The organism is Citrobacter sp. XT1-2-2, from assembly GCF_023516235.1.
GTDB lineage: Bacteria > Pseudomonadota > Gammaproteobacteria > Enterobacterales > Enterobacteriaceae > Citrobacter > Citrobacter werkmanii.
In genome coordinates, this window is sequence record NZ_CP097324.1 from 3871065 (window position 1) to 3895360 (window position 24296).

26 protein-coding genes are annotated in these 24296 nt (G+C 48.1%); 19 read left to right on the forward strand and 7 right to left on the reverse strand.

Going from position 1 to position 24296, the window contains the following annotated elements:
• Positions 1-6 precede the first annotated feature (6 nt).
• The 7 genes from hyaC to cbdX all read left to right on the forward strand — a co-directional run bounded on the left by hyaC (position 7) and on the right by cbdX (position 5469).
• Positions 7-741: a Ni/Fe-hydrogenase b-type cytochrome subunit gene (gene hyaC, locus M4I31_RS18420; RefSeq protein WP_069323888.1), complete on the forward strand. Its 735-nt coding sequence runs from the start codon at positions 7-9 to the stop codon at positions 739-741.
• Positions 738-1319, forward strand: a complete 582-nt coding sequence (gene hyaD, locus M4I31_RS18425; protein WP_085047689.1) for a hydrogenase 1 maturation protease — start codon at positions 738-740, stop codon at positions 1317-1319. Before hyaC ends, hyaD begins: the two co-directional genes overlap by 4 nt.
• A 5-nt stretch (positions 1320-1324) precedes the next feature.
• Positions 1325-1726, forward strand: a complete 402-nt coding sequence (gene hyaE, locus M4I31_RS18430) for a hydrogenase-1 operon protein HyaE (protein WP_085047690.1) — start codon at positions 1325-1327, stop codon at positions 1724-1726.
• Positions 1726-2583, forward strand: a complete 858-nt coding sequence (locus M4I31_RS18435) for a hydrogenase expression/formation protein (RefSeq protein WP_085047771.1) — start codon at positions 1726-1728, stop codon at positions 2581-2583. Before hyaE ends, M4I31_RS18435 begins: the two co-directional genes overlap by 1 nt.
• A gap of 90 nt (positions 2584-2673) precedes the next feature.
• Positions 2674-4218, forward strand: a complete 1545-nt coding sequence (gene appC, locus M4I31_RS18440) for a cytochrome bd-II oxidase subunit 1 (RefSeq protein WP_085047691.1) — start codon at positions 2674-2676, stop codon at positions 4216-4218.
• Positions 4219-4229: 11 nt separating this feature from the next.
• Positions 4230-5366, forward strand: a complete 1137-nt coding sequence (gene appB, locus M4I31_RS18445; RefSeq protein ID WP_085047692.1) for a cytochrome d ubiquinol oxidase subunit II — start codon at positions 4230-4232, stop codon at positions 5364-5366.
• 13 nt (positions 5367-5379) lie between these two features.
• The gene (gene cbdX, locus M4I31_RS18450; protein WP_069323885.1) at positions 5380-5469 is read left to right on the forward strand and encodes a cytochrome bd-II oxidase subunit CbdX; all 90 of its coding nucleotides are present in this window, start codon (positions 5380-5382) and stop codon (positions 5467-5469) included.
• An 83-nt stretch (positions 5470-5552) separates the two neighbouring features.
• On the opposite strand, the gene M4I31_RS18455 is transcribed toward cbdX, so the two are convergent.
• The 4 genes from M4I31_RS18455 to M4I31_RS18470 form a co-directional block, all read right to left on the reverse strand.
• Positions 5553-6506, reverse strand: a complete 954-nt coding sequence (locus tag M4I31_RS18455; RefSeq protein WP_161668145.1) for a fimbrial protein — start codon at positions 6504-6506, stop codon at positions 5553-5555.
• A gap of 43 nt (positions 6507-6549) precedes the next feature.
• Entirely contained in the window at positions 6550-7281 is a 732-nt protein-coding gene (locus tag M4I31_RS18460) for a fimbria/pilus periplasmic chaperone (RefSeq protein WP_085047694.1), read from the reverse strand.
• A gap of 12 nt (positions 7282-7293) precedes the next feature.
• On the reverse strand, positions 7294-9762 hold the full coding sequence (locus M4I31_RS18465; RefSeq protein ID WP_233638877.1) for a fimbria/pilus outer membrane usher protein: 2469 nt from the start codon (positions 9760-9762) through the stop codon (positions 7294-7296).
• A gap of 70 nt (positions 9763-9832) precedes the next feature.
• Positions 9833-10423, reverse strand: coding sequence for a fimbrial protein (locus M4I31_RS18470; protein ID WP_085047696.1), 591 nt, complete (start codon positions 10421-10423; stop codon positions 9833-9835).
• A gap of 597 nt (positions 10424-11020) precedes the next feature.
• On the opposite strand from M4I31_RS18470, the gene M4I31_RS18475 reads away from it, so the two are divergent.
• Genes M4I31_RS18475 through M4I31_RS18485 form a run of 3 tightly spaced genes read left to right on the forward strand, consistent with a single transcriptional unit; the run spans position 11021 to position 12821 of the window.
• Complete coding sequence (locus M4I31_RS18475) at positions 11021-11479, forward strand: hypothetical protein (RefSeq protein ID WP_223229535.1); 459 nt, start codon at positions 11021-11023, stop codon at positions 11477-11479.
• Positions 11480-11536: 57 nt separating this feature from the next.
• Positions 11537-12004: a CaiF/GrlA family transcriptional regulator gene (locus M4I31_RS18480; protein ID WP_085047697.1), complete on the forward strand. Its 468-nt coding sequence runs from the start codon at positions 11537-11539 to the stop codon at positions 12002-12004.
• Positions 11997-12821, forward strand: a complete 825-nt coding sequence (locus tag M4I31_RS18485) for a hypothetical protein (RefSeq protein ID WP_085047698.1) — start codon at positions 11997-11999, stop codon at positions 12819-12821. Before M4I31_RS18480 ends, M4I31_RS18485 begins: the two co-directional genes overlap by 8 nt.
• Positions 12822-13185: 364 nt before the next feature.
• Here the strand turns inward: M4I31_RS18485 and M4I31_RS18490 are convergent, their stop codons facing one another.
• Positions 13186-14655, reverse strand: a complete 1470-nt coding sequence (locus M4I31_RS18490) for a PLP-dependent aminotransferase family protein (RefSeq protein WP_085047699.1) — start codon at positions 14653-14655, stop codon at positions 13186-13188.
• 126 nt (positions 14656-14781) lie between these two features.
• On the opposite strand from M4I31_RS18490, the gene M4I31_RS18495 reads away from it, so the two are divergent.
• The 9 genes from M4I31_RS18495 (at position 14782) to M4I31_RS18535 (ending at position 22312) form a co-directional block, all read left to right on the forward strand.
• Positions 14782-15231, forward strand: a complete 450-nt coding sequence (locus M4I31_RS18495) for a GNAT family N-acetyltransferase (RefSeq protein WP_038637894.1) — start codon at positions 14782-14784, stop codon at positions 15229-15231.
• A gap of 117 nt (positions 15232-15348) precedes the next feature.
• Positions 15349-16155, forward strand: a complete 807-nt coding sequence (locus tag M4I31_RS18500; RefSeq protein WP_085047700.1) for an AraC family transcriptional regulator — start codon at positions 15349-15351, stop codon at positions 16153-16155.
• Between the two features lie 236 nt (positions 16156-16391).
• A complete protein-coding gene (locus M4I31_RS18505) occupies positions 16392-17003 on the forward strand; it encodes a LysE family translocator (RefSeq protein ID WP_085047701.1) in 612 nt (203 codons plus the stop codon).
• A gap of 101 nt (positions 17004-17104) precedes the next feature.
• Entirely contained in the window at positions 17105-18115 is a 1011-nt protein-coding gene (locus M4I31_RS18510; RefSeq protein WP_038637887.1) for a LacI family DNA-binding transcriptional regulator, read from the forward strand.
• Between the two features lie 140 nt (positions 18116-18255).
• Positions 18256-19707: a Na+/H+ antiporter NhaC gene (nhaC, locus tag M4I31_RS18515; protein WP_038637884.1), complete on the forward strand. Its 1452-nt coding sequence runs from the start codon at positions 18256-18258 to the stop codon at positions 19705-19707.
• 12 nt (positions 19708-19719) lie between these two features.
• Positions 19720-20892: a MalY/PatB family protein gene (locus M4I31_RS18520; protein ID WP_085047702.1), complete on the forward strand. Its 1173-nt coding sequence runs from the start codon at positions 19720-19722 to the stop codon at positions 20890-20892.
• A gap of 298 nt (positions 20893-21190) precedes the next feature.
• On the forward strand, positions 21191-21445 hold the full coding sequence (locus M4I31_RS18525) for a zinc ribbon domain-containing protein (RefSeq protein WP_038637880.1): 255 nt from the start codon (positions 21191-21193) through the stop codon (positions 21443-21445).
• A 31-nt stretch (positions 21446-21476) separates the two neighbouring features.
• The gene (locus M4I31_RS18530; RefSeq protein ID WP_085047703.1) at positions 21477-21869 is read left to right on the forward strand and encodes a VOC family protein; all 393 of its coding nucleotides are present in this window, start codon (positions 21477-21479) and stop codon (positions 21867-21869) included.
• 191 nt (positions 21870-22060) lie between these two features.
• A complete protein-coding gene (locus M4I31_RS18535) occupies positions 22061-22312 on the forward strand; it encodes a glycosyltransferase (protein WP_233638874.1) in 252 nt (83 codons plus the stop codon).
• On the opposite strand, the gene M4I31_RS18540 is transcribed toward M4I31_RS18535, so the two are convergent.
• Together M4I31_RS18540 and stbD are read right to left on the reverse strand one after the other, a co-directional pair.
• Positions 22262-22996, reverse strand: coding sequence for a fimbrial assembly chaperone (locus M4I31_RS18540; RefSeq protein ID WP_085047704.1), 735 nt, complete (start codon positions 22994-22996; stop codon positions 22262-22264). The two genes, M4I31_RS18535 and M4I31_RS18540, sit on opposite strands and share 51 nt — an antisense overlap.
• The gene (gene stbD, locus M4I31_RS18545; RefSeq protein WP_085047705.1) at positions 22962-24296 is read right to left on the reverse strand and encodes a fimbrial usher protein StbD; all 1335 of its coding nucleotides are present in this window, start codon (positions 24294-24296) and stop codon (positions 22962-22964) included. The genes M4I31_RS18540 and stbD overlap by 35 nt, the downstream gene beginning before the upstream one ends.

Genomic DNA, 24296 nt, shown 5'->3' on the forward strand with positions numbered 1-24296 from the left:
GGAACGATGACTGGAAAGATATCCCCACGCGTCGGGGAGGCGCGTGATACCGCCGTCAGCCACTATGTGTTTGAAGCGCCTGTTCGCTTGTGGCACTGGCTGACGGTAGGCTGCATGTTGGTTTTGATGGTGACCGGATACTTTATTGGCCGACCGCTGCCATCGGTCAGCGGCGAGGCCACCTATCTGTTCTATATGGGCGACATCCGGCTGGCGCATTTCGCCGCCGCCATGGTGTTCACGGTGATACTGCTGATGCGCGTTTACTGGGCCTTTGTCGGTAACCGTTATTCACGCGAGTTGTTTATCGTGCCGGTCTGGCGTCGCAGTTGGTGGCAGGGGGCGTTTTCGGTGGTGCGCTGGTATCTGTTTCTGGAAAAGAAACCAGGGGAGGATATCGGACATAACCCCGTTGCGCAGGCGGCAATGTTTGGTTATTTCCTGCTCTCTGTTTTTATGATCCTGACCGGTTTTGCCTTATACAGCGAGCATAGCCAGTACGCCATCTTCACTCCCTTCCGCTATGTGACGGAGTTTTTCTACTGGACCGGCGGCAACTCTCTCGATATTCACAGCTGGCACCGGCTAGGAATGTGGTTCATCGCCGCCTTCATCATAGGTCATGTGTACATGGCTATCCGCGAGGACATCATGTCCGACGATACCGTCATCTCGACCATGGTCAACGGCTATCGTAGCCACAAATTTGCCAAACGTCAGCGCGACAAGGAGGCGTCATGAGCGAACCGAACGTCATTGTGATGGGCTTGGGCAACCTGCTGTGGGCAGATGAAGGGTTTGGCATTCGCCTCGCGGAGCGCCTGTACGCCCACTATCACTGGCCAGAATGGGTAGAGATTGTCGATGGCGGCACCCAAGGGCTGAATCTGCTGGGCTATGTTGAACAGGCCAGCCATTTGCTGCTGCTGGACGCCATCGACTACGGACTCGCGCCGGGCACCCTGCAAACCTACGCCGGTGACAAAGTCCCCAGTTACCTCAGCGCCAAAAAAATGAGTCTGCACCAGAACAGCTTCTCCGAGGTGCTGGCGCTGGCAGATATTCGCGGCCATCTCCCCGCGCACATCGCTCTCGTGGGACTGCAGCCGGTACAACTGGACGACTATGGCGGCAGCCTGACCGACATCGCACGCGCTCAGCTCCCGGCGGCGGAACAAGCCGCGCTTACGCAGCTGGCCGCGTGGGGTATCGCGCCACAGAGAAACGAGGAAACGCGTTGCCTGAACTATGAATGCCTGTCGATGGAAAACTATGAAGGCGTGCGTATTCGCCAGTATCGCGTGACGCTGGAGGAATAAACAATATGTTAAATGACACCCCATTTTCTGCGTTATGGCAACGTATGCTGGCGCGTGGCTGGCAACCGCTGAGCGCGTCTGAACTGGATGGCTGGGTAACCCGCGTGGGCAATGGCGTGGTCCTGCTCAGCAGCGATCCCCGCCGCACGCCGGAAGTCAGCGACAACCCGGTCATGATTGCCGAGTTACTGCGCGAGTTTCCCCAGTTTGCCTGGCAAATAGCCATGGCCGACCTCGAACACAGCGAGGCGATCGGCGATCGTTTTAGCGTGTTCCGCTTCCCGGCCACACTGGTGTTTATCCACGGTGAGCTGCGCGGCATTCTCAGCGGCATCCACCCCTGGGCTGACCTGCTTAACCTGATGCGGCCCTTAGTTGAAGAACAGATACCGCCGGAGTCTGCATGATGAGCGATTCCTTTTTTCATCTGCTGGGTCCGGGTACGCAGCCGGGCGATGATAGCTTCAGCATGAATCCCTTGCCCCTCACCTGCCAGGTCAACTGCGACCCCAGCATGGCGATACTGGAAAACTGCCCGCACAGCCCGGCGGTGATGGCATTGTTAGCCGATGTTCGCCACCAGCTCACCCGGAAAATTCCCGTCAGGCAGGAGGTGTTGATATGGGATCTATCCACGCTCAACGCCGACGATCTCACGTTTTTGAATACGCTGCTCGGTGAAGGCGAAGTTTCAGCGCGCATCCAGCATGCTGACGGCCGGGAAAGCGAAATTCAGGAGTCGATTTTCTGCGGTATCTGGCGAGTGCGTTGTCAGAATGACAAGGGCCAATGGGAGGAACATCTGGAAGCCGGTGGCGCGCCGCAGGCGCTGTGGCAGGCGGCAACACTCAATACGCTGCCGAACGATAGCCTGCTGCCTCCGCCCATCGACGGGTTGATGAATGGCCTGACGCTGGCCCAGGAACTGCTGGCGCACCTGCGCGATCCGGCCACGCTTCCTCATAGCATTAACCTCACCCAACTGCCTGTTAGCGACGCGGATCGCCGATTCCTCGCCAATCTGTGCGGCGAAGGGCACATTCAGATCCGCACCATCGGCTACGGCGAGAGCCAAATCGACGCCACGGCGCTGCGCCATGTCTGGCATGTTCGCTGTCTGGATACCCTGAAAGGGCTTTTGCTCGAGAGTTATGAGATCTGTCCATTACCGGAACTGGTACTGGCTGCGCCGGAAGATCTGCTCGACTCGCTCGAGCGCCTGGATGAAGTCTGCGCCTGGCTGGCATCCGGCCCGCCTGCCTGACTCCCCTCTATAAGACCCGCGTACTTTTCTGCTGCGGGTCTGACGTTTTCTTCTTTATCTATTCACTCTCTAATGCCTGATGGAGTTCGCATGTGGGACGTCATTGACTTATCGCGCTGGCAGTTTGCGCTGACCGCGCTGTACCATTTTCTGTTTGTTCCCCTGACGCTGGGGCTGATATTTTTGCTGGCCATCATGGAAACCCTGTTCGTGGTGACCGGCAAAACCATCTACCGCGACATGACGCGTTTCTGGGGAAAGTTATTCGGTATTAACTTTGCGCTCGGCGTGGCTACCGGCCTGACCATGGAGTTTCAGTTCGGCACTAACTGGTCGCTCTATTCCAACTATGTGGGCGATATTTTCGGCGCCCCGTTGGCGATGGAAGCCCTGATGGCTTTCTTTCTTGAATCCACCTTCGTCGGGCTGTTCTTCTTCGGCTGGCAGCGTTTAAACAAGTACCAGCACTTACTGGTGACCTGGCTGGTCGCGTTTGGATCCAATATCTCGGCGCTGTGGATCCTCAACGCTAACGGCTGGATGCAATATCCGACCGGTGCTCACTTTAATATCGATACCCTGCGCATGGAGATGAGCAGTTTTAGCGAACTGGTCTTTAACCCTGTCAGCCAGGTGAAATTTGTCCATACTGTGATGTCCGGTTATGTCACGGGCGCCATGTTTGTGATGTCCATCAGCGCCTGGTATCTGCTGCGTGGTCGCAATCGCGAGTTTGCCCTGCGCTCCTTCGCGGTGGGTTCCGTTTTCGGCACGCTGGCTATCCTCGGCACCCTGCAACTGGGTGACAGTTCAGCCTATGAGGTCGCCCGGCTCCAGCCGGTAAAACTGGCGGCAATGGAAGGAGAATGGCAAACCGAGCCCGCCCCCGCTCCTTTTCATGTCATCGCCTGGCCGCAGCAGGAACAAGAGCGTAACGCCTTTTCCGTGAAGATACCGGCCCTGCTGGGTATCCTGGCGACCCACTCGTTAGATACCCCGGTTCCGGGACTCAAAAATCTGATGGCGGACGCGCTCCCCCGCCTGCAGCGGGGCCGGGAAGCGTGGTTATTGTTGCAGGAAATCGCCAACGGTAACCGCACGCCTCAGGTGCTGAAGGCTTTCCACGCAGTAGAAAATGATCTGGGTTACGGCATCCTGTTGGCGAACTACGCGCCTGATATGAACCACGTTACGCCCGCGCAATATCAGGCCGCGCAACGCGGCGCTATCCCGCAGGTGGCCCCTGTGTTCTGGAGCTTTCGCATCATGATTGGATGCGGTTCTCTGCTGCTGCTGGTGATGGCGATTGCGCTGATACAAACCTTACGCTGGCGTATCGACCAGCATCGCTGGGTACTGCGCATGACGCTGTGGAGTCTGCCGCTACCGTGGATTGCCATTGAAGCAGGCTGGTTTATGACGGAGTTTGGCCGTCAGCCGTGGGCGATTCAGGATATTTTACCCACCTGGTACGCCCACTCCGCGCTGAGCGCGACCCAGTTGGCCTTCTCCATGGGGCTTATCCTTACGCTTTACACCCTGTTTTTAATTGCAGAGCTCTACCTGATGCAAAAATACGCGCGTCTGGGTCCAGATACGATGCGGGACCAACAACCGGCGCAACAACAGGGATAAAGGAGATAATCATGTTGGATTATGCAACGCTGCGGCTCATTTGGTGGCTGCTAATTGGCATCATTCTGGTGGCCTTTATGGTCACTGACGGATTTGATATGGGGGTCGGCTGCCTGTTGCCGCTGATCGCGCGTAACGATGACGAACGCCGGGTATTAATCAATAGCGTCGGGGCGCACTGGGAAGGTAATCAGGTGTGGCTCATTCTGGCGGGCGGCGCATTATTCGCCGCCTGGCCACGCGTGTATGCCGCCGCTTTTTCGGGATTTTATGTGGCGATGATTCTGGTGCTATGCGCCCTTTTCTTTCGCCCGTTGGCTTTTGACTATCGCGGTAAAATAGCCAACGCGCGCTGGCGCAGAATATGGGACACCGGGTTGGTTATCGGCAGTCTGGTTCCGCCTGTTATTTTCGGCATTGCGTTCGGCAACCTGTTTTTGGGCGTGCCTTTTATCCACACGCCGCAACTGCATGTGCAATACCTGGGCACCTTCTGGCAGTTACTCTCTCCCTTTGCCCTGTTGTGCGGCGCGTTAAGCTTGATGCTGGTTATTCTGCAAGGGGGCGTGTGGCTCCAGTTAAAAACCGATGGCATCGTTCGCCAACGCGCGCTGTCCGCCACCCGCCGCAGCGCAATGCTGGTGGTACTCTGCTTCCTGTTAGCTGGTTACTGGCTGTGGACAGGAATTGATGGCTTTGTGCTGCTTAACCAGGATCCTAATGGTCCTTCCAACCCGCTATTAAAAGCGGTAACAACCTCGCCGGGCGCATGGATGGCGCATTTTTATCAGTCACCACTGTTGTTGATTATTCCGCTAGCTGGCATGATTTTCCCAATGCTCACGATCTATGCCTGCGGGCAACGTCGGGCCGTGTGGGGATTTTTGTGCGCTTCCCTGACCCAGGCCTGCGTGATCTTCACCGCCGGAATCACCCTGTTTCCGTTTGTGATGCCTTCAAGCGTGCAACCCCTGTCCAGCCTGACGGTGTGGGACAGTACCTCCAGCCAGATGACGCTCAGTATCATGTTGGTTATTGTGCTGATTTTTCTACCGATAGTGCTGCTTTATACCGCCTGGAGTTATTACAAGATGCTGGGGCGAATCAAGGTAGAAACGATCCGCCGCCACAACCACGAACTTTACTAGGGAGGAATGCACAATGTGGTATCTGTTTTGGCTGGTCGGCATTCTGCTGATGTGCGCGTTCTCCACGCTGGCGCTGGTCTGGCTTGAGTCGCGGCAGAAGTAGTTTTGTAACAGGAGGGAGTGTCATACTGCCTCCTGTTATATTTATGGTACTCATTGCGTATTCTGAGCCAGATGTCTGGAATCTCAGTAAAAATTGAGCCTTACCACTACGTCCGCACTAAAAGGCCCTGTCTTAACGTCCTGACCCGATATCTTTTGTAAATTCGCGGTGAAATAATTCTTCAGGATTGAGTCTACCTTTACATCATCAATCTTCCATGCGGTATTAAAAGGAATATATTTTCCAGATGTATCTGAAATAGATAATCCTAACCCGTTATTTAAGTTAAGAGATCCATCAGCATTAATCCCTGGAGCTGCTGGTTCAAAGTACATATTGATACCAAATGGCGCGCTGACCGCAATGGTACAGCCTTTACTCTTCTGAATTAACGTTGTGAATTTCCTTTGCAGCTTCATTCCCTTTTCCATATCGCTGATTTTAACTGCACCAAAGTCAATGGTGTTGGGAGAGACAGCTACCTCCATCGTACAAGGTATAAAAGTAATGTCTGGTGTTGAGATTGATATTATCGATCTTTGAAGAAAATAATTATTATCAACAAGAAAATATATTGATTGGAAAGAACCGTTCAATAATGTTCCTTCAGGAGGTACTTTTCCTTTTGATGAATCTACTTTTATTTCCACCCAGACTGAGAGATTTTTTTTAAAGCTATTTCCCGTTGCCGTAGTAAAACCGATCACATTTTCTTGTTGACGATCATAAGGCTTACCGTCAATGTATATTGTTGTTGTAATTCCATTTTTTCTTGACAGATAAGAATTAAAATCAGATGTAGTTACTGCGGTAACGAATTGCCCATAAGTCTCACCTTCACAACTCAGATTAATAGATGTCTTCGGCGATGTGTAAAGTACTGTGCCATTTGGTGTATCAGCCGGAATAGACATCTGTGGCACACTAAGAAAAATATTTTGAGCTGAACCATTGAACTGACACCCTGCCGCATAAGCAAACGACAATGGTAAATATCCACTGCTGAAAACTAATAAAAACAACGCAAGTCTTGGCATTTCCCCCCCTCCAAAAAGTTGTGCATACCCATTTAATTTAAGTTTACTTCCCTTCAAAAACACACAGCATTTCCGCACAGCGATACGGATTTATGTGAAGCCCGCCAAAGTCATCTATATATCCTACATTCAATGAGTTACCACCAAATTTAACGTTAAAATCCAACGAGGAGAGTGGTGCTATCATAATACTGTCAAAACCAGGGAAGCTCCCTTTATTATCAGCACCTAAATACCCTAAGGTAATATAGTAGGGCGTCGGATTATTAAGCACCAGCTTACCATTTTGACGTGTTACCGTAACTTTTTCCTCTACGCGGTCGCTGGCTTTTTTCTTTATGCCGTCAGGACGATAAAATAACTTCAAACGACTCTGCAGGGCGATTTGCAGCACATTTTCCTTGTCGCTTTTCGGCGGGATTTCGCGGACGTTAAAGTAGAAAAGTGTCTCCCGGTCTTTAGCCAGAGAGGCAATAGCGGGTAATGCCATAATTCTGACCTGCGTTTTTTTCCCCGCATCAATTCGCTGTAAAGGTGGTAATGCCAGTAAATATGATTCTGAGCGTTTTCCATTGGCATCATCGATCCATGACTGTGCCAGATAAGGCTGTGTTTTACTTTGATTAGTTAACGTGACTGCCAGTGATTTATCAGAACCATCCATGATGATTCGGGTCCTGTCAATATTTACAGCCGCATTAGTAGTCCCTGCTCTTACCAGTAAAAGACCAACAGCAAGCGATGCCAAAAGTTTATAAACACGTTTAGATAACACAACTCATCTCCATTAATGGCAGGGTAATAACAATACGCCCGATGTCAGGTCCGAATGTTCAGGAAGCTGTAATTTGCACTGCCCCTGTGACCAGGCGACGCTGACATTATTGCGATCTTCATGGCTGATACCGGAAAGGTAGGTAAAACCCTGATCACCGATAATGCCCAGTACCCTACCTTTCTGGTTTTTTACCTGTGTACCGAGCGGTGGAAACGAACCATCAGCCAGTCGTATAGTTCCAATCAACTGACCGCCTTTCGTAGCCATAATCTTCTTATATCCGATGGCCCCTTCAGTCAGCACTTTACTAATGACATTACCCGACACGTTAACATCTGTAGGCAGGGCGGTAATATCAACAGCAATGTCTGAGCGTTCATAGCTTGAACCAGCCGGTACCACCGCAATACCAAAGCGGTTTGTCGTACCGTTATCATTATCAACAGGCACCCCCGCCACATCTCCGGTATCAATCATCAACCGCGGCTCATTTCCCGCCATATTTTGATGAAGCGCAGCGCCATAACGCGTAGCCGTGAAAGAGCCATACCAGTTCAGGGATAAGCTCTTATACTGCTGGCTCAGCATACTGAAGTTCGCATTACCCTGACCGTATGGCGTCATTGTTTGAATATTTCCGTTCAGTGACGTACCGTCCTGCTGCCCTTCATCATGCTGTTGACCGACCCCCAGGCTCCAGGAGGTTTTATTCGATGGCCGGTTATAGAGGGTTGCGGTCTGATTCAAACGTCCATTGCTATCATGCTGGATGCTGTAGCTGACCTGCCGTTGTGTATCCCAGGGCAAGGTTAGTGAAAGATAAATTTGATTATCCTGTTCATTACGTAATGTGCGATTTCGTCCCAAAGAAAGTGAAGCGGTTGCTCCCTGAAAAGGACCTAGGTTAAAGATCTTATTCAATGAAGCGGTGTAGTTCTCACTGACATTACTGTTCCAGTAATTCTGATGACTCACGGAGAACAGAGCATTGAGCCCGAGTGAGCTGATGGATTGGTTAAACGTAAGTACATAGCTCTGTTTTTCGGACAGTGACGAGCCATAGCCATTCGAGCGGTCTATATACTGGCTCATCGTCATAAAGCTTTTTTCAGAAAAACGGTACCCGGCAAATGCGATTGTACTACCCGTTTTATCGAAGGTTTTGGCGTAATTAAAACGATAGCTGTAACCCGTTTGCTGAGACTCGTTTTGTATCTTTGCTACAGACTGCGTGACATCAAATGACGCGGCACCAAATACCCCCATATTTTCGCCGATCCCCAGTGCCAGTGCGCGATAATCACCATCACTAGCAATAAAGCCGCCATAAAGGGATGTATTGTTAAATGCTCCCCACGTCATCTCGCCGGTTGAGAAAAACGGCTCGACGGTGTGGCTGCTGCCAGCGTAGATCAGCGGTTTACCTGCCGCGGTTTTAAACTGAACGTTTCCTTTTCGGGTAAGAAACGGAACGCTGGCTGTATTCACCTGCCAGGTATGTACCTGCCCATTGTCTTCCCGAACGGTAACATCGAGATTTCCACGGACCGTTTCACTTAATCCAGGCACAACGAATGGACCCGCTGGTACCTGAGACTGCCAGAGAATACGCCCATTCTGGGATACAGTGACCTGGGCATGGGTTTGTGCTATTCCGGTTATCTGTGGCGCATAACCACGTAACGACGGGGGCAGCATACGTTCATCGCTGGTAAGTGACACTCCGCTAAAACGGAACGTATCAAAAATATCGGAGTTCAGATATGTTTGCCCCATCACCAGTCTGGCCTGGAGAGAAGGAACAGGACGAAAGAGGTATGTTTGCGGGAAAGTCAGTGATGACTCATTTTCCCCACTTCCCCTGGTTGTGGTGTACTGGTAATCAGAACGTAAGCGCCATGCGCCAAAATTCAATCCTGACGTACCGTATAAGCTGTAATTGCTACTTACATCTCCTTGATGTGGCATATAGCGGTTGCCAAGCAGGTTATAGTCAAAAATAAAACCGTTGACACCGTCCTCCCACTGGGATGGCGGAGACCATTCATCATCCTGATATAAAAGGTAGGCCTGCGGCACCGTCACAGATAGAGTCTGGTTATCAGGAGAATAAACGACACTGCTGTCGGAGGCAGTAAGATTGACACACTGTGTTCCAGGGTAAAAGGACAGATTATTTTTGACTTCATTTTTGAACGCTATCAGTCCAATCAATGACGGAGTCAAACAGGCAAAGCTGTTACTTTTATCATCATTTAAATAAAAATTAACAATCTGTTGCTCTTTAATCGTTCGGCCATTAAGGACAATATCTAAAATATATTCACCAGGCGCAATATAACCTTGTTGAGAATAAGCTGACAAATCGACATTCTTCTTATTATCAGCATCTAAAAGATGAGTATTAAACTCAACACTCCGTGCATTCACCACAGGAAAATAGATAGCCAGAAGCAATGCGAGATATGCAGGTCTAATACTCATATACAATAATCTTATATCTATTATTTAGAATAAATGTCTTGTCTGGATTTTGTATCGATAGAGATTACTTGTAATTCAATGCATAAGTAACATCAGCAGCAACTGTCCCCGTTACAACAGCCTGACCATTTTTTTCCAGACGCGCACCGAATTTCAGTAAATTATCGCCAGATGTCAGGCCATGCTCAGCCGAAGTAGCATTCGCTAATAGTGGAACATTTCCCGCCATAGTATCCATCAGACGAATACCTACGCCCTGGGCGGTACCCGTGTTTGCATACAACTCGGCATTGTTAGCATCTGCAGATCCTGCAAACTGAACGGTGACTTTAGAGAATGAAGGATAGTCGACGGTACCAGTACCGCTGCTTACGCCCGTATGTGCAGTTAGATCACAGTTTTGCAGATGAATTGTGATTGGCTGTGTGAGAGAATAACCAGCACCAGCTTCTAAAACTTTGTTGGCAACCTGACCTAATGGAACGTCTATATCCTCGTCTCCCGGAGCAATACTGCATGGAGAGTTAATCACGCTTCCCGTAAAGTGCAGGGTACCATGTCCATAATCAGCACCAACTGGGGCCGCTGCCCATGCACCATTTACCATACTGCCAGCAACGCAGGCCGATAAGATTAACTTGTTTACTTTATTCATTTTTCAGTCCGTTCATTTAGGCAATTTAGACAGATAAAACCCGACATACTGTTCTGCTTATCGGTCAACAGGGAGCGTAGTTCAGTTTGTGAAAAACCTGGCTATCAACCAACCGTCACTTCCTAGCATTGCTAAAAAGCCTAATCATTTTTTATATAATGCTTACAACAAGTAAAATCGATCTTTACGATCGACAATAACGAGTAAAGTGCTAAGCATCACGTCAGAAATCAATAAAAAATAAACAAAATACAGTTACAAAACAATGACATAGGAAAAATCATCATATTTCCTTTAATACACTATCTATCTCTATTACTGATGAAACCAGCCATTACAGCCTTGGCTAAAAAACTACAGACACAGTAACCCACCCATGCAGAGGCCTTTTGTGACGGGATTTCTATGACTAAATTATTTGTAAGAATCACTGGAGCCTGTATCTATCTTTTTGATGTATATTGCCTATCTTATCGATTGATATTTTTTGCTTTTACCGATTGATATTTTTTGCTTTTAATATTATCCACACTGTTATCAGGACAATTTATGGAAAAAACATTTTAATTTTTAATGCACACGGTTCATGGTGTACTGATGAATAATATCCAACAGAAACAGCTGGAAACGTTTTGGGCAGAAGTATTACATCGTTCAAAAATGCAATTAAGCGATATGAATGTTGGCAAATTCAATCAGTGGAGAAAAATTATTGGTGACAGAAAAATAAATCGATTATTAAAGCTAATGGAAGTATTACTCTCTCCAGATAATAATAAATTTGAAATTAAATTGATTATTGATTTAATTAATAATCAATTTAATGGACAACTTCTTTTTAGTTGCTTTAGAACAAGTGGCAGGATAATAGTAAAAGAAGGTATGAAGGGTGACATCTATTGCATGCCAGTTTTGTACGTTATTATTCGCCATTTAATTGATAGCATAAGTACAGACACAACAGAACATAGCGAACAAAACCTGGATATTGACTTAAAACAAATGTTTACATCCAACCCCATTAATATAACCCTACCCAAAAATCAGTCAATATAAAAACTTAACAAATTATAACGTTTTAAACACTCTCGCTGTCTTAAATAGGATAATAGCATGAAAAACGAATCACTCAGAAATAAAAACTATCACAATGCAATTATACCTGACAGCGTTTCACAATACTCAAAGCAACCACTATACATAATTATTGCTCTATGGTGTCAGCAACAAAAAAAATGGGTGAATCGCAACGACATTGCTAAGGCTTTTGCGATGCCTAAACGAAGGGCCTCTTTCCAGTTATCATATATAATAAGTCGCCCTAACTCTATTCATTTTCGATCACGACAGCAGATACAGCCAGGAATGCGCCATCCATGTAATGAAATATGGGTGGAACGCGTCATAATCGAATCAGTGAAGAACAAGATAAAAAAGTCGCCCCCATCAAATGCAAAACCCCGGAGAACTATTATGGGATCTTATCGTTCACGAGTTGGGAATGGTATGTCGGGTAACAACGATATATGGCATACCCTTGTCATAATGCGGAATACAAAAATGGGGGGAGAAGATGAATAATATTAGCTATAGCGAATTTCTGATCGTATATGCACTACAATGGCCTGAAACTTATGCAATCGAGGAGTTGTATAGCCAGCTATTTCCCGATACCCAGATTAAGACCTGCTTCTCACCACAATCACTCGTAGAATTATTGGAGGTGTATACCACTGCGCCAGTAATTCTTGGAATACTTCCACATGAGAGTATTCTGTTATTATCCAGATTATCTCCTCATCTACAGCAACGACGAATACTATTTTTCGGTCAAAAATTTAACTATGCCGATCGCGTAGTTCCATTCTATTTTGTCCCTACAGATATTGAATTTATTGAATATATGCATAAAACACCAAAACAAATCATCACGATGTTATCAAGCCTTATCATTTCAAAAATTGATAGCTCTGATATTATTAAAAAATATCGTCACCCTATTCCATCAAATACTGATGATTTAATTTATCATGTCAATAGCTATATTTACCAGACTCTTTCAAATTATGGAATAGGAAAGCAACCGAGAAGAGTATTACTCTTGCTGGCATGTGGTTTATCAGTGAAAAAAATTGCGCAAACATTAAGCATTAATATAAAAACAGTAAGTTTATATAAACTCAAAGGATTCCATCATTTAGGAATGGGAACAAGTAGCTATGATGTTTATCGTGGTGTTTTTGTGAAATCTATATTACAACAATACAAACCAGATGATAAACGCAATCAAAAAAAGGAGCTTCCAGCTAACCGCGCCAAAAAAGAAGATAGCCGAAATCTACTATTTCTTATTCAGATGCTTGATCATGAGATTGACATAGGTGAGCATTTTCAGTGAAAACCCTCATTTCAGTCGAAATGGTACTCCCCTGAAGGCTATATTGGGGAGTCGCCTTTAAATGACCTCAAACCTGCTCCTTTCCATCAGCTCACCAGGACGTTTAATCTGCCGTCTCAGGTTATCGAAATTACGCTCATTGAGCCACATATCGTAGGCCGGTCGCGGTGTCAGGTACTCACCATCAATGCCTCGGTTCTGTCTGTTCTTGCATGTTTTTTACATCATTCAGGAAGGCGTCAAAAGTTTCAAAAGGCCATGCCGCCAGATATGTCTAGTCACGAAAATCGCTCGCTTCGCAGTACGCTTCATAACCATACTTTGCATGGCAAACAACATTAAGACGTTCTGAACAAATTATTATTTAAATAACCTGAGCCAGACGACGTATCCCATCAACAAGTGCCTCTGCCGGGTGATTTGCAAAACCAATCAAAATCCCCTGTCGGCTGATATCTCCCTGGTAATAACGGCTCAGTGATAGTATTCCCATCCCCAGTGCTCTGGCTTTTTCCTCGACATCATTTCCGATCAATCCGTTTTGTAGCCAGCACACAATATGAACGCCAGAGTCAGAAGGCTGAACAATCATTTTATCAGCAAGGTATTCTTGAATAGCATTGACCAGCGCAGTTCTTCTTTCATAACACGTCTTGCGAATTCGACGCACATGACTGGCATAATGCCCATCCTCAATAAAACTCGCCATCATTGCCTGCTCAAGATAGCTGGTGCCGAGATCTGTAAAATATTTCGTCACCATAATCTGTTCTTGTAAACCTGGCGGGACAACTAAAAAACCTAAACGGAATTCTGGATACATCATTTTCGAAAATGTACCGGCATAAATAACCCGTTGATTATCATCTAATCCCTGCAATGCCTGTAAAGAGCGATCGGCATAGCGGAACTCGCTATTATAATCATCTTCAAATATCCATGCCTGGTTTGACTTCGCCCATTCCAACAGCTCAAAACGCCGGGATAAACTCAATGTTCCACTTAATGGATATTGATCCGACGGGACAACATAGGCCAGCTTAGCGTCAGGGAAATGATCAATACCATAGCGGACGTTCATTCCTTCGCTGTCTACCGGTACCGGCCTCACAATTGCGCCAACAGACATAAAAGCCCCTCGTGCGCCTTTGTAACCCGGTTCATCCAGCCAAACTTCATGGCCTGTCGACAGCAGCGCTCGTGCGGTAATGTTCAATGCTTGTTGGATACCATTTACGATGATTATCTGCTCTTCGTTACAGTTCACTCCACGCGTTGTTTTGATGTAACGACAAACCGCTTTTCTCAAAGGAAAGTATCCGCAAGGGTGAGTGTGGCCCCCCAATTGGTGCCGGGATTGTCTCCAGACCCGTTGCAGTAATTTGCCCCATAGTGCGTGCGGGAAGAGATCCGTACAGCCAACACCAACCGCAAATAGACGGTTCATGCCGCGCCCTTCATACTCATTTGACCATAAATCGCGCACAGGATTATTTTGGCCATTTACCTGTTCATCAGGCGCGACGACTTCCCCCGGCGCTATCATTGGATAGCTATTGCTGATACTCCGATCCGGAATATTGTGCGCAACATAGGTTCCAGACCCTTTCCGGGTCAAAATATACCCTTCATCTAATAGCCTGTCATAACCGGCAATCACTGAATTTCGTGAAATTGCCATCATCTCGGACAACGCCCGGGTTGAAGGCATCTTTGTTCCTGTTGGTAATCGGCCTGCAAGAATGTGCTCACGAAGAGCATGATAAACCTGTTCCTTCACGACACCTTTTCCTAAAACAAATCCTTGAAATAAAGGTGCATTATTTTTCTTCATTGTATTAACCTTTATGCTAAAAGTGGATCCTATCAATAGGTAAAAAGTGTCTCTTTACCAGAGTTTATAAAGCCCCTAGGATCATACTCCTGAGACATTATTCTTATACAATATCAGGAGAAATATATGAATAGCAAAAATACTATTACTATTGCAGCTGCAGAACAAGAAGATTACTCCAGCTGGCTTCCTTTATGGATAAACTACCAAACATTTTATCGTACTAAAATTTCAGATGAAGTAACGAAATTAACATGGGAGCGTTTTCTGACGCCAGACGAACCAGTTTATTGTGCAGTTGCCAAATATGATGGTAAAATTGTGGGCCTGGTGCATTATGTTTTTCACCGTTCAACCTGGGCAGAATCAAACTATTGCTATCTCGAAGATCTATTTGTTAGCGAAGAAGTGCGCGGTCAACATATCGGTAAACAGCTGATCGAGTATGTTCAAAAGCAAGCCCAAAAAAACCATGCGTCAAGATTATACTGGCACACGCATGAAACCAACCTGCGTGGACAAAGACTGTATGACTGGGTTGCCAAAAAGAGTGGGATGATTGAATATCGTATGTGAGAGAAATAATACTTTTCACAGACGTTAATCATTCAGTTTAAAAAAAATCAAAGATTAGCCTCTGAGTAGATATACTCAGAGGATGTACTGATAACTCATCACCCCGGTCTTAATTCGATGAAGAAAGAACGTTTCACAACCCTTCGATGTGGGATGGCAGGTGTCCATGCGGTATCTGCCGATACGTCCTTCCGGTTTGGGCGTCATACTCATGATCAGTTCGGCATTGGCTTAATCGTTCGTGGAGCTCAGGTTTCGATGAGCGGGCGCGGTAGGGTAGAAGCTGTAGTGGGGAATGTGATCACCGTTAATCCTGGTGAAGTCCATGATGGCTCACCTTTGGGAACAGAAAGCAGGTCGTGGCGCATGCTCTATTTCGACCCCACCGTTTTGTCCGGCGCCATGCAAGTTCTGACGGAAAGTCGCTCTGGCTGCGTTGAGCTATCCAGCCCAGTATTTCGTAATCGTGAGCCTGCGGCCCATTTCTCGACACTCTTTCGAATTCTGACGGATTCCCGCGGCGGGCACAGCGAAATTGAACAGGAAGAAACCCTGCTCTTTTTACTGGCAGGCTTACTCGCAAGCCCGCGTATTGAGAAAAAAGGCGTACCAAAATCAATTATCCTGGCAAAGGAGCGTATTGATGATGACCCCTCATTACCGTTATCACTCCATGAGCTTTCAGCTCTGGGAGGCGTGAGTCAGTTTCAGCTACTACGCGCTTTTTCTACAGTCACAGGGCTTACTCCACATGCTTATCTTATCCAGCGGAGACTGCAAAAGGCGAGGCAGCTTATCGCTGGAGGAATGCCTCTTACTGATGCCTCCTATACCGCCGGTTTTGCAGATCAAAGTCATATGACGCGACTTTTTGTTCGTACTTATGGCATAACGCCCGGCGCCTATGCTGCTGCGATAAAGTAAGCTGCAATTTTATTCAATACACCAATCGTGACACTCGGCATGCTGCTGGAAACATTCCGGAAGAGAGATTTGCCAATGTCACTATTCTACCCTCCCATCATTCGTAATCATGTTGAACGACTCTACACTGGAATAATTCATGCAGATGGCATTATTTCCCGTACCAACCTCACTGCGCAGACTCAGTTGCCCCGTTACATCGAGTCCGAAGTAAAAGTCTGTGGGGGAAATTCATTATGACGCTTGAGTTTCTCCTTACCACTCTCATTATCGTGGCATCTCCAGGGACTGGCGTACTCTATACTGTCGCCACGGGCATTTCAGATGGTGCTCGCGTAAGTATAATTGCTGCATTGGGTTGCACGCTGGGTATTGTTCCGCACATATTAACAGTTATTACAGGACTGGCTGCAATACTGCATACTAGTGAAATGGCCCTTCAGATAATTAAATATTTGGGCGTAGCATATCTGCTTTATATGGCATGGAAAACGCTTAATGAAAATAAAAATCTGAATATGGCTAGTAAAACTAAAAAACAGAGTTTAAGGCAAGTTATAACCTCAGCGATACTTATCAATCTACTCAACCCCAAACTCTCCATGTTTTTCCTGGCATTCTTACCGCAGTTCGTTATTAAAGGTGAGATCTCACCTGTTTCTCAGATGATGGAGATGAGCCTGATTTTTATGGTTATGACTTTCTTTGTATTTACCGTATATGGAATTAGTGCAGCCAGCATACGCCAGCATGTGGTTGCTAATGCTGCTGTGCAACGTTGGGTATTGCGTTTCTTTGCTGTTGCGTTTGCCGGGCTTGCCGTTAAACTGGCATTGATGCAAATCTAGACGTCAGATGAACTCATGATAAATAAAATCCAATAGTTAATTTTCCAAATAAAAACCAGTGATAAGCAAATTCTCAAGCATCAATAAGGTAAAGAGCCGGTATGGCAACGATAAAGGATGTTGCAGAGTTAGCAAGAGTATCCACTGCAACCGTTTCACGCGTTATTAATCAAACTGCATGGGTTGAACCCGTGACGCGTGAGCGTGTTGAAAAAGCTATGCGCGAGCTGAATTATCATCGCAATGCCGCCGCAATTGCATTAGCGAAACGCAGCGGGGACATGCTCGGGTTATTGACCGGCAATCTTGCCGATCCTTTTTTTGCCAGACTTGCCCGAGGCGTGGAAGAAGTATCACGCCAGCAGCAATTTCGGCTGATGGTATGCAGCGGTGGCCACGATGAAGGAATGGAAAAATCCGGGCTCGATTTCCTGATCAACCAGGGCTGTGAAGCTATTGTGGTCCATGCCAGTAGGCTCTCCGAAAAAGAACTGTTGCGATATGCCGCGCATTTCCCGGCCATGGTCGTCGTGAATCGCTATATTGCCGGGATGGCCAATCGCTGCGTATGGCTGGAAAATAGTCAAGCAGCTAAAACAGCCACGCTACATCTACTGGAACAAGGACACCGTTGTATTGCCTGCGTGACAAGTGATTTACCGATTATCGATCGTCGTGAGCGGCTGGAAGGCTATCAGCTGGCGCTGGCCGAATATGGCATTACGCCAGATAAAAACTGGGTTATTAGCGTCCCCTTCAATGAAGAGGGGGGCGAACGCGCTGCGCATCAGTTGCTAAATTGCGGCATCCCTTTCACCGCAGCGGTGACATTTAATGATGTGATGGCCGCCGGGATTATGCGCATCCTTCATCAACAAGGAATTACCCTTCCACAGCAGCTTTCAATCGTTGGGTTCGATGATGTGGTGATGGCGCGCTATCTCTATCCCGCGCTGACAACAATGCATTACCCCGTTGAACGGATGGCGCGCTGTGCTTCGCACCTGGCGATACAGCTTTTTAAGGGCGCAACCCAGCGTCCCAGTGTGAATAGCTTCACTGCGGATCTGGTGATCCGCGATTCTGTTCTTCCCCCCGTCATCAATGCGTAAATCGTCAAGCCCCTGAATTGTGATCGACTTCAAGTTTAACGTTCTCATGTAATCGCTTACATGAGGGCCAATGAACGATCACAGTCAGGCCTAAGGGTGTTCTCTACTCTTGAACGACCTTACAGACTGGAGATTCATGAATGAATGCCTCTCAAAATCAGAAAAAAACGCTCTCATTTGGACTGGCAGCGATCCCTATTTTAGCCATGCTCCTGCTATTAATTATTGGCTACGGCATTATGGGGTTACGCATTGAACCTTTGTTACTGTGCTCTGCCGCTGTCGCCGCAGGGATGGCCTGGTGGCAAGGGTATTGCTGGGAAGACATCATTAATTCGGTGGTCGATAAACTCGCCAAAGCAATGCCGGTTATTATGATTCTTATCTGCGTTGGCGGCCTGATTGGAACATGGATGTTTAGCGGCACCATCCCTTATATGGTGTACTGGGGACTTAAACTCATCAGCCCCGAATACATTCTCATCGCCGCCTTCTTTTTGACCAGCGTCGTATCCGTATGTACCGGAACCTCCTGGGGTTCAGCCGGAACGGTGGGCGTAGCATTGATGGGGGTTGCCGCCGGACTGGATGTCTCGATGGCAGCGGCTGCGGGAGCCGTTGTTTCAGGTGCTTACTTCGGCGACAAGATATCGCCTCTGTCAGACTCAACTAACTTTGCGGCCATTGTCGCAGATACTACCCTTTTCGAGCATATTCAGCACTTATTGTGGACCACAATTCCCAGCTTTCTGCTTGCAGCCGTGGTTTATTTAATTGCGGGCCACAGCAATATGCTGGGCGAGGTCGCCACGCCACAACGGGTGACCGATATTGTCAACGCACTGGAGTCGCTGTACCACTTCAATATCATTCTGATTTTGCCGCCAGTAATCGTTTTATGGGGGGCGATTCGTAAAAAACCGGTCATTCCTTTAATGCTGAGCGCGTGCGTATTAGCCCTGATTCTGGGCGTTGTGATGCAGGGACTTAGCATCAAGCAAGGACTGGATGCCTTTATCGATGGCTTTAATATTACGATGTTCCCGCAAGGGAGCGAGGGCATTATTGCGGATGTACCACGCCTGCTTAACCGTGGTGGAATGTTCTCAATGATGAGCACTATCCTTCTGGTATTTTGCGCATTCTCTTTTGCCGGGGCTTTAACGTTAACGGGGGCGCTCAACATTCTTATTAACCGCCTGTTGACCGTCATTCACAGTGTCGGTCAGCTAATTGCGGCGACCATTGGAACCACCATTCTGGTGACAGGTGCGACAAGCGACGGCAAACTCGCTCTTCTGGTTCCAGCTGAATTATTTAAAGACGCTTACCGTCGTATGGGACTGGATACTAAAAATCTATCCCGCACTATTGAAGATGCGGGCACAGTTATTGAACCGCTATTGCCGTGGACCTCTGCCGGAGTCTATATGGCAACGACATTAGGCGTGAGCACGCTGGATTTACTGCCATGGGCAATTCAGTGCTATGCCGCAATCTTCTTCGCCTTGATTTATGGTTTTACAGGAATCGGTATCGCAAAAGCGCCATCAGCGGCAGGTACAGCTAAAAAAATTACGGCAACAGAATAGGGAGAGCATGTAATGGATTTTAATAAGGTTATCGATCGCCACAATACCGGTTCGCTGAAATGGGACTTTATGACGCGATATTTCGGCGAAGATACACATGAACTGTTGCCAATGTGGGTTTCTGACTTTGACTTTGCTTGCCCCCCTGCCGTTCAGGAGGCTTTAACACTCCGCGTCGGGCACGGCATTTTTGGTTACAGCGAACGCCCACAAAGTTACTTTGATTCATTAAACTCATGGTTCTCCACCCGCCATCAACTGGAAATAAAGCAGGAATGGGTCTGCAGCATTGAAGGTGTCGTTCCGGGGTTATCTCTACTGGTGCAAATGCTGAGTCAACCCGGTGAAGGCGTGGTCGTTCAGGGGCCGTACTACGGCTCATTCGCCAAAATTATCTCTCTGAACGGCAGGCAGCTCCTGGAAAACCCATTATCTGAGGATCCGGTTACGGGTTATCAAATGGATTTTGTGCACCTGGAAATGTTATTCCGGACTGAACGCCCACCGTTGATGATTTTATGTAATCCGCATAACCCAACCGGCCGTTGTTGGTCTGCGCAGGAGCTGGAACAGTTACTCACCTTATGTGAGACCTATAATGTTACGTTGCTGTCTGATGAAATATGGGCTGATTTATTACTGCCAGGGGAAAAATTTACTTCAGTTCTGCATCTGGGAGCGCGCTGGCATTCGCGCGTTATCTCTGCCACCTCCGCCAGTAAAACATTTGGTTTGTCGACACTACGCATTGCTAATTTTCTGATACCGGCACCGGCATTGCGTGAACACTTTTTACGCCGTCTGGATGCCCATGGGCTGGATGTGTTCAATGCGCTATCCGTCGAGGCAAGTACGGCAGCATGGCAGCATGGCGCGCCCTGGTTAGACGAGTTACTAGATTATCTGGCTGAAAATCGACGCTGGTTTATTCAACAGATTAATGAATATCTCCCGTGGGCTCGGGTTGTTCCTTCCCAGGGTACGTATCTGCTGTGGATCGATTGCAAAGCGCTTGGACTGGATGATGAGCAACTCAAAGGGGTTATGCTTGATGTTGCCGGTATTGCGCCTTCCATGGGAAATAGCTTTGGTTCGGCTGGCAAAGGTTTTATTCGCCTGAACATGGGATGTCCACGCGCCTACCTCGAAAAAGCGATAGTGGGGTTGAAGCGTATTACAGTTTAATCTTCCTGCAAAAATAAAGTAAAAATCCCCGCCATCCGATGAGGATGCGGGGACATTCACAAAAATCTTAGAGAGCTAAAATTATTTAGCTCGCCGTTATCATGCTTAAAGGTCTTTTATTTCGTAGTCCGGTAGATGACATTGCGTAATAAAAGCATTCAGCGTTTCGATATCCGGCAGTGCGGTCAGCGCCCCCTTGCGAGTTGTCGCGAGCGCTCAACAATTGATCTAGCCCCCTAAGTTCTCTCGTCATTGGGTGTATATTTATTAACCACCCCTCTAACAAAAGGAACGTTGTATGACAGAGCATGAACGGTTTTGCCAGGCCTGCGGAATGCCAATCTCCGGTAGTGATGCCAACGTTGCCAGCAATCAATATTGCACCTGGTGTAGTGATGCCGACGGTAATTTGAAATCCTGGGATGAAGCCGTTGCAGGTCTGGCGGCGTTTCTCGACTCATGGCAAAAGGTCGGCCCGGAAGAGGCGCGTATACGTGCTAAGCGTTATCTTACAGCGATGCCCGCCTGGGCGCATAAGGCGGATAACCACTGAGCCTTCTGGCATCATGAATATGAGGGACAGTATGTTTTCTTACATTATGTTAGGTACCAACAATCTCCCACGCGCCATTCAGTTTTACGATCCGCTAATGGAACTGCTTGGGCAACCGCAGGCCGGGCGTAATGAAGAAGGGGCGTCGTGGGGAACATTCAACGGCAACCACACCGTTGGACTGTGTATCGGCAGCCCCTTCGATCGACAACCTGCCAGCGTTGGTAATGGCACGATGGTGGCGCTGAATGCACGTTCCGTCGAGCATATTGAGCAGTTACACACCCTCGCGCTCAGCCTGGGCGGCACAGATGAAGGCGCGCCGGGTCACAGGCCGCAGTATGGTCAGGGATTTTACAGCGCCTACGTACGCGATCCGGACGGCAACAAGCTCGCGTTTATCTATTACGCGAACGTAGTCTAAAGAAATCTTTATCGGCGATTCGGTACTGGCAGAGATCAGCTTTACTGTATTGTGAAGGCATAGTATCGCATCAATACATCGCTTATCGATCGGCGCTAACGATCAATATCGAAAAGCTGATCTATCAAAACGATTATCTTGCATACACTTGCCTGGTAAACCAGATAATGAGGCCATCACGGCGCGGAAAGATGAAGAATAAAATCGACGTCAGCCTCATCTTTCCGGCTTACAATGCCACTAAGACCATTGGTAGTCCGGTTAATAAAATCCTCAGTGAAACCCGCATGGCTATTGAACTTATTATTGTCGATATTCAGTCCGGCCTGAAGAATGAATGTACGATGGAAAAATGCCTCAGTGTGGGGATGGATATCCGTGAAAAACAGCGTTCAAATCTCATTATGCATAATTGTTGCGGTATAGGTCCGCCAGTTACCTGAATCGTTCATCACCGCATAGTTTAACGTTGCCCCCACGCCTGGAGCCTGAGAAAGTACGACATCTCGCCGCTCATACGGCGCGAGCATGATGTTATCGATCCTGATTCCCTTTGTTGTCGTTACTGTCAGGCTCATATACCACGGCGTTGGGTTGGTTATCGTGATGCCCTGCGAAGTGATGCTGAAGCGCAGTTTCTGTTCATCATTGGCGGTGGGCGCCTTTAAGCCGGTCGGACGAATAAATACCTTCAACCGCAGCCGTAGGGGTAACACTAGCTTGCGGCTGGCGCTTTTCGTCGCGCTCAGTTCAGGCGGTATCTGGTAAATGTTGAGCCAGAACAGGCTCTCCCGATCCTCTGGCAGACTGCGCCGTGAGCTCAGCATCACGCGAAGTGTTCTCAACTCATCCGGCTGCATCTTAAAGACGGGCGGCAATACTACCAGCGGCGTACGGGTGCTATCGGGGGAAGAAGCTATTTCTCCGGCGTCGGTCCAGATTTGTAACAGCATTGGCGTTACGCTGTCGTTTGCGAGCGTCAGCGACTGGGCAATATCGTTAGAGGCGAATACGAGCCGGGTTCGGTCAACGTTAACCGCAGCAAACGGCGCAGAAATGACGCCTGCCAGCAACAGCAGCGCTAATACCGCCTTACTGAAAACTAACCACTGCCTGTAACTGCGCATTCACGCTCCCTACCGTTACCGGTTGTCCAGCGAGCGCCTCAAGGGAGGCGGTAAAATCACCGTGCCAGACCTCCACTGAACCGCGGTCTTTTTTACTCGTTAGTACGGTGAGTTCCTTATATCCATACCAGCCACGGGCGTTGCCCGTTCCGGTACTCATTTTGTCCGGCAAAAGGTTAAGCGGCGCACCGCCCTCATCGTAAATCCGTATTCCTACTCCGGAAGCCACGCCCTTTTCGCCATAATGCGTGTCCAGTAACCAGGTCAATCCACCGCCGGTGGTCGTCAGGCCAAGGCGGCGCGCGGCGGCCACAGCGCCAGGCTGATTGACTAAAAAACCCATGGCTACGTTAGCGACACTAGTGGTGGGATGAGTCGAGGACACCGCGCCAGCCTCGCACTCAAGCGTTATACTGAAAGGCGCTTCGCTGCTTTCGCCAGAAGAGAGCGCCTCCGTTGTAATGGTAGGAAGCAGCACCGTCGCGGGATAATCTTCAATGGAGCAGGCTGCGCCGCGAATATAGGTGACCTGATTGTAGCTACTCCACGCACCGGGCCAGGATTCTGGCCAACCATAATAACTTGAAGCATGATCCATACCGGGTTGAATAGCAGAGGTCAGTAAGCCAGGCCCCTTGAATGCGATATAGCCGCGCGGCTGGTTATAGGTGTCTTTGTTAATTCTGTCGCCAAAAACATAGGGACCTGAGGCGGCGATTTTAATCATCTCATACAGGACATTACTAAATGCGCCTGCGGGAATATAAATTGCGCGATCGTCCTGAAACCAACTATCCGCAGTAAGCTGGCGCTGCTTCCAGAAACGGCTATAGTATTCGCCGGTACTCAAATTCGTCATGCGTACCGCGACGTTACGTTCCGCGTCATAGTAGGCTCCCTCCACTTCTTTCGCCCGACTTCCACCAACAAAGTAGTTATCGCCGTTGGTTGAATACAATTCATACAGCTTCCCGGCGTCCTGCAAATCACAGCGGTAAAGCACCTGCTTTGCCGTATAGGGCGTCTGAACGCCTGCAGTGAGGAAATTACCCACCGTACTGGCAAGCACGGTGCCGGAAGGCTGGAACTTATTATTCGCGCTAACGCTAATGACTGACGGCAGACCAAGATGACCGATATTGTCATCAAAGGCACCGCGCCAGTAGCGTGCGGTATAGCCTGCTTTAATCGCCGCCTCAGAAAGGAAACTATTATCCGTCACTTTAACGCAGTTAGCCCAGGGCGCAGTGCTGAAAAGCAGGGTAGCAGCAAGTAGCAGCGTTTGGCGAAGATAACACAT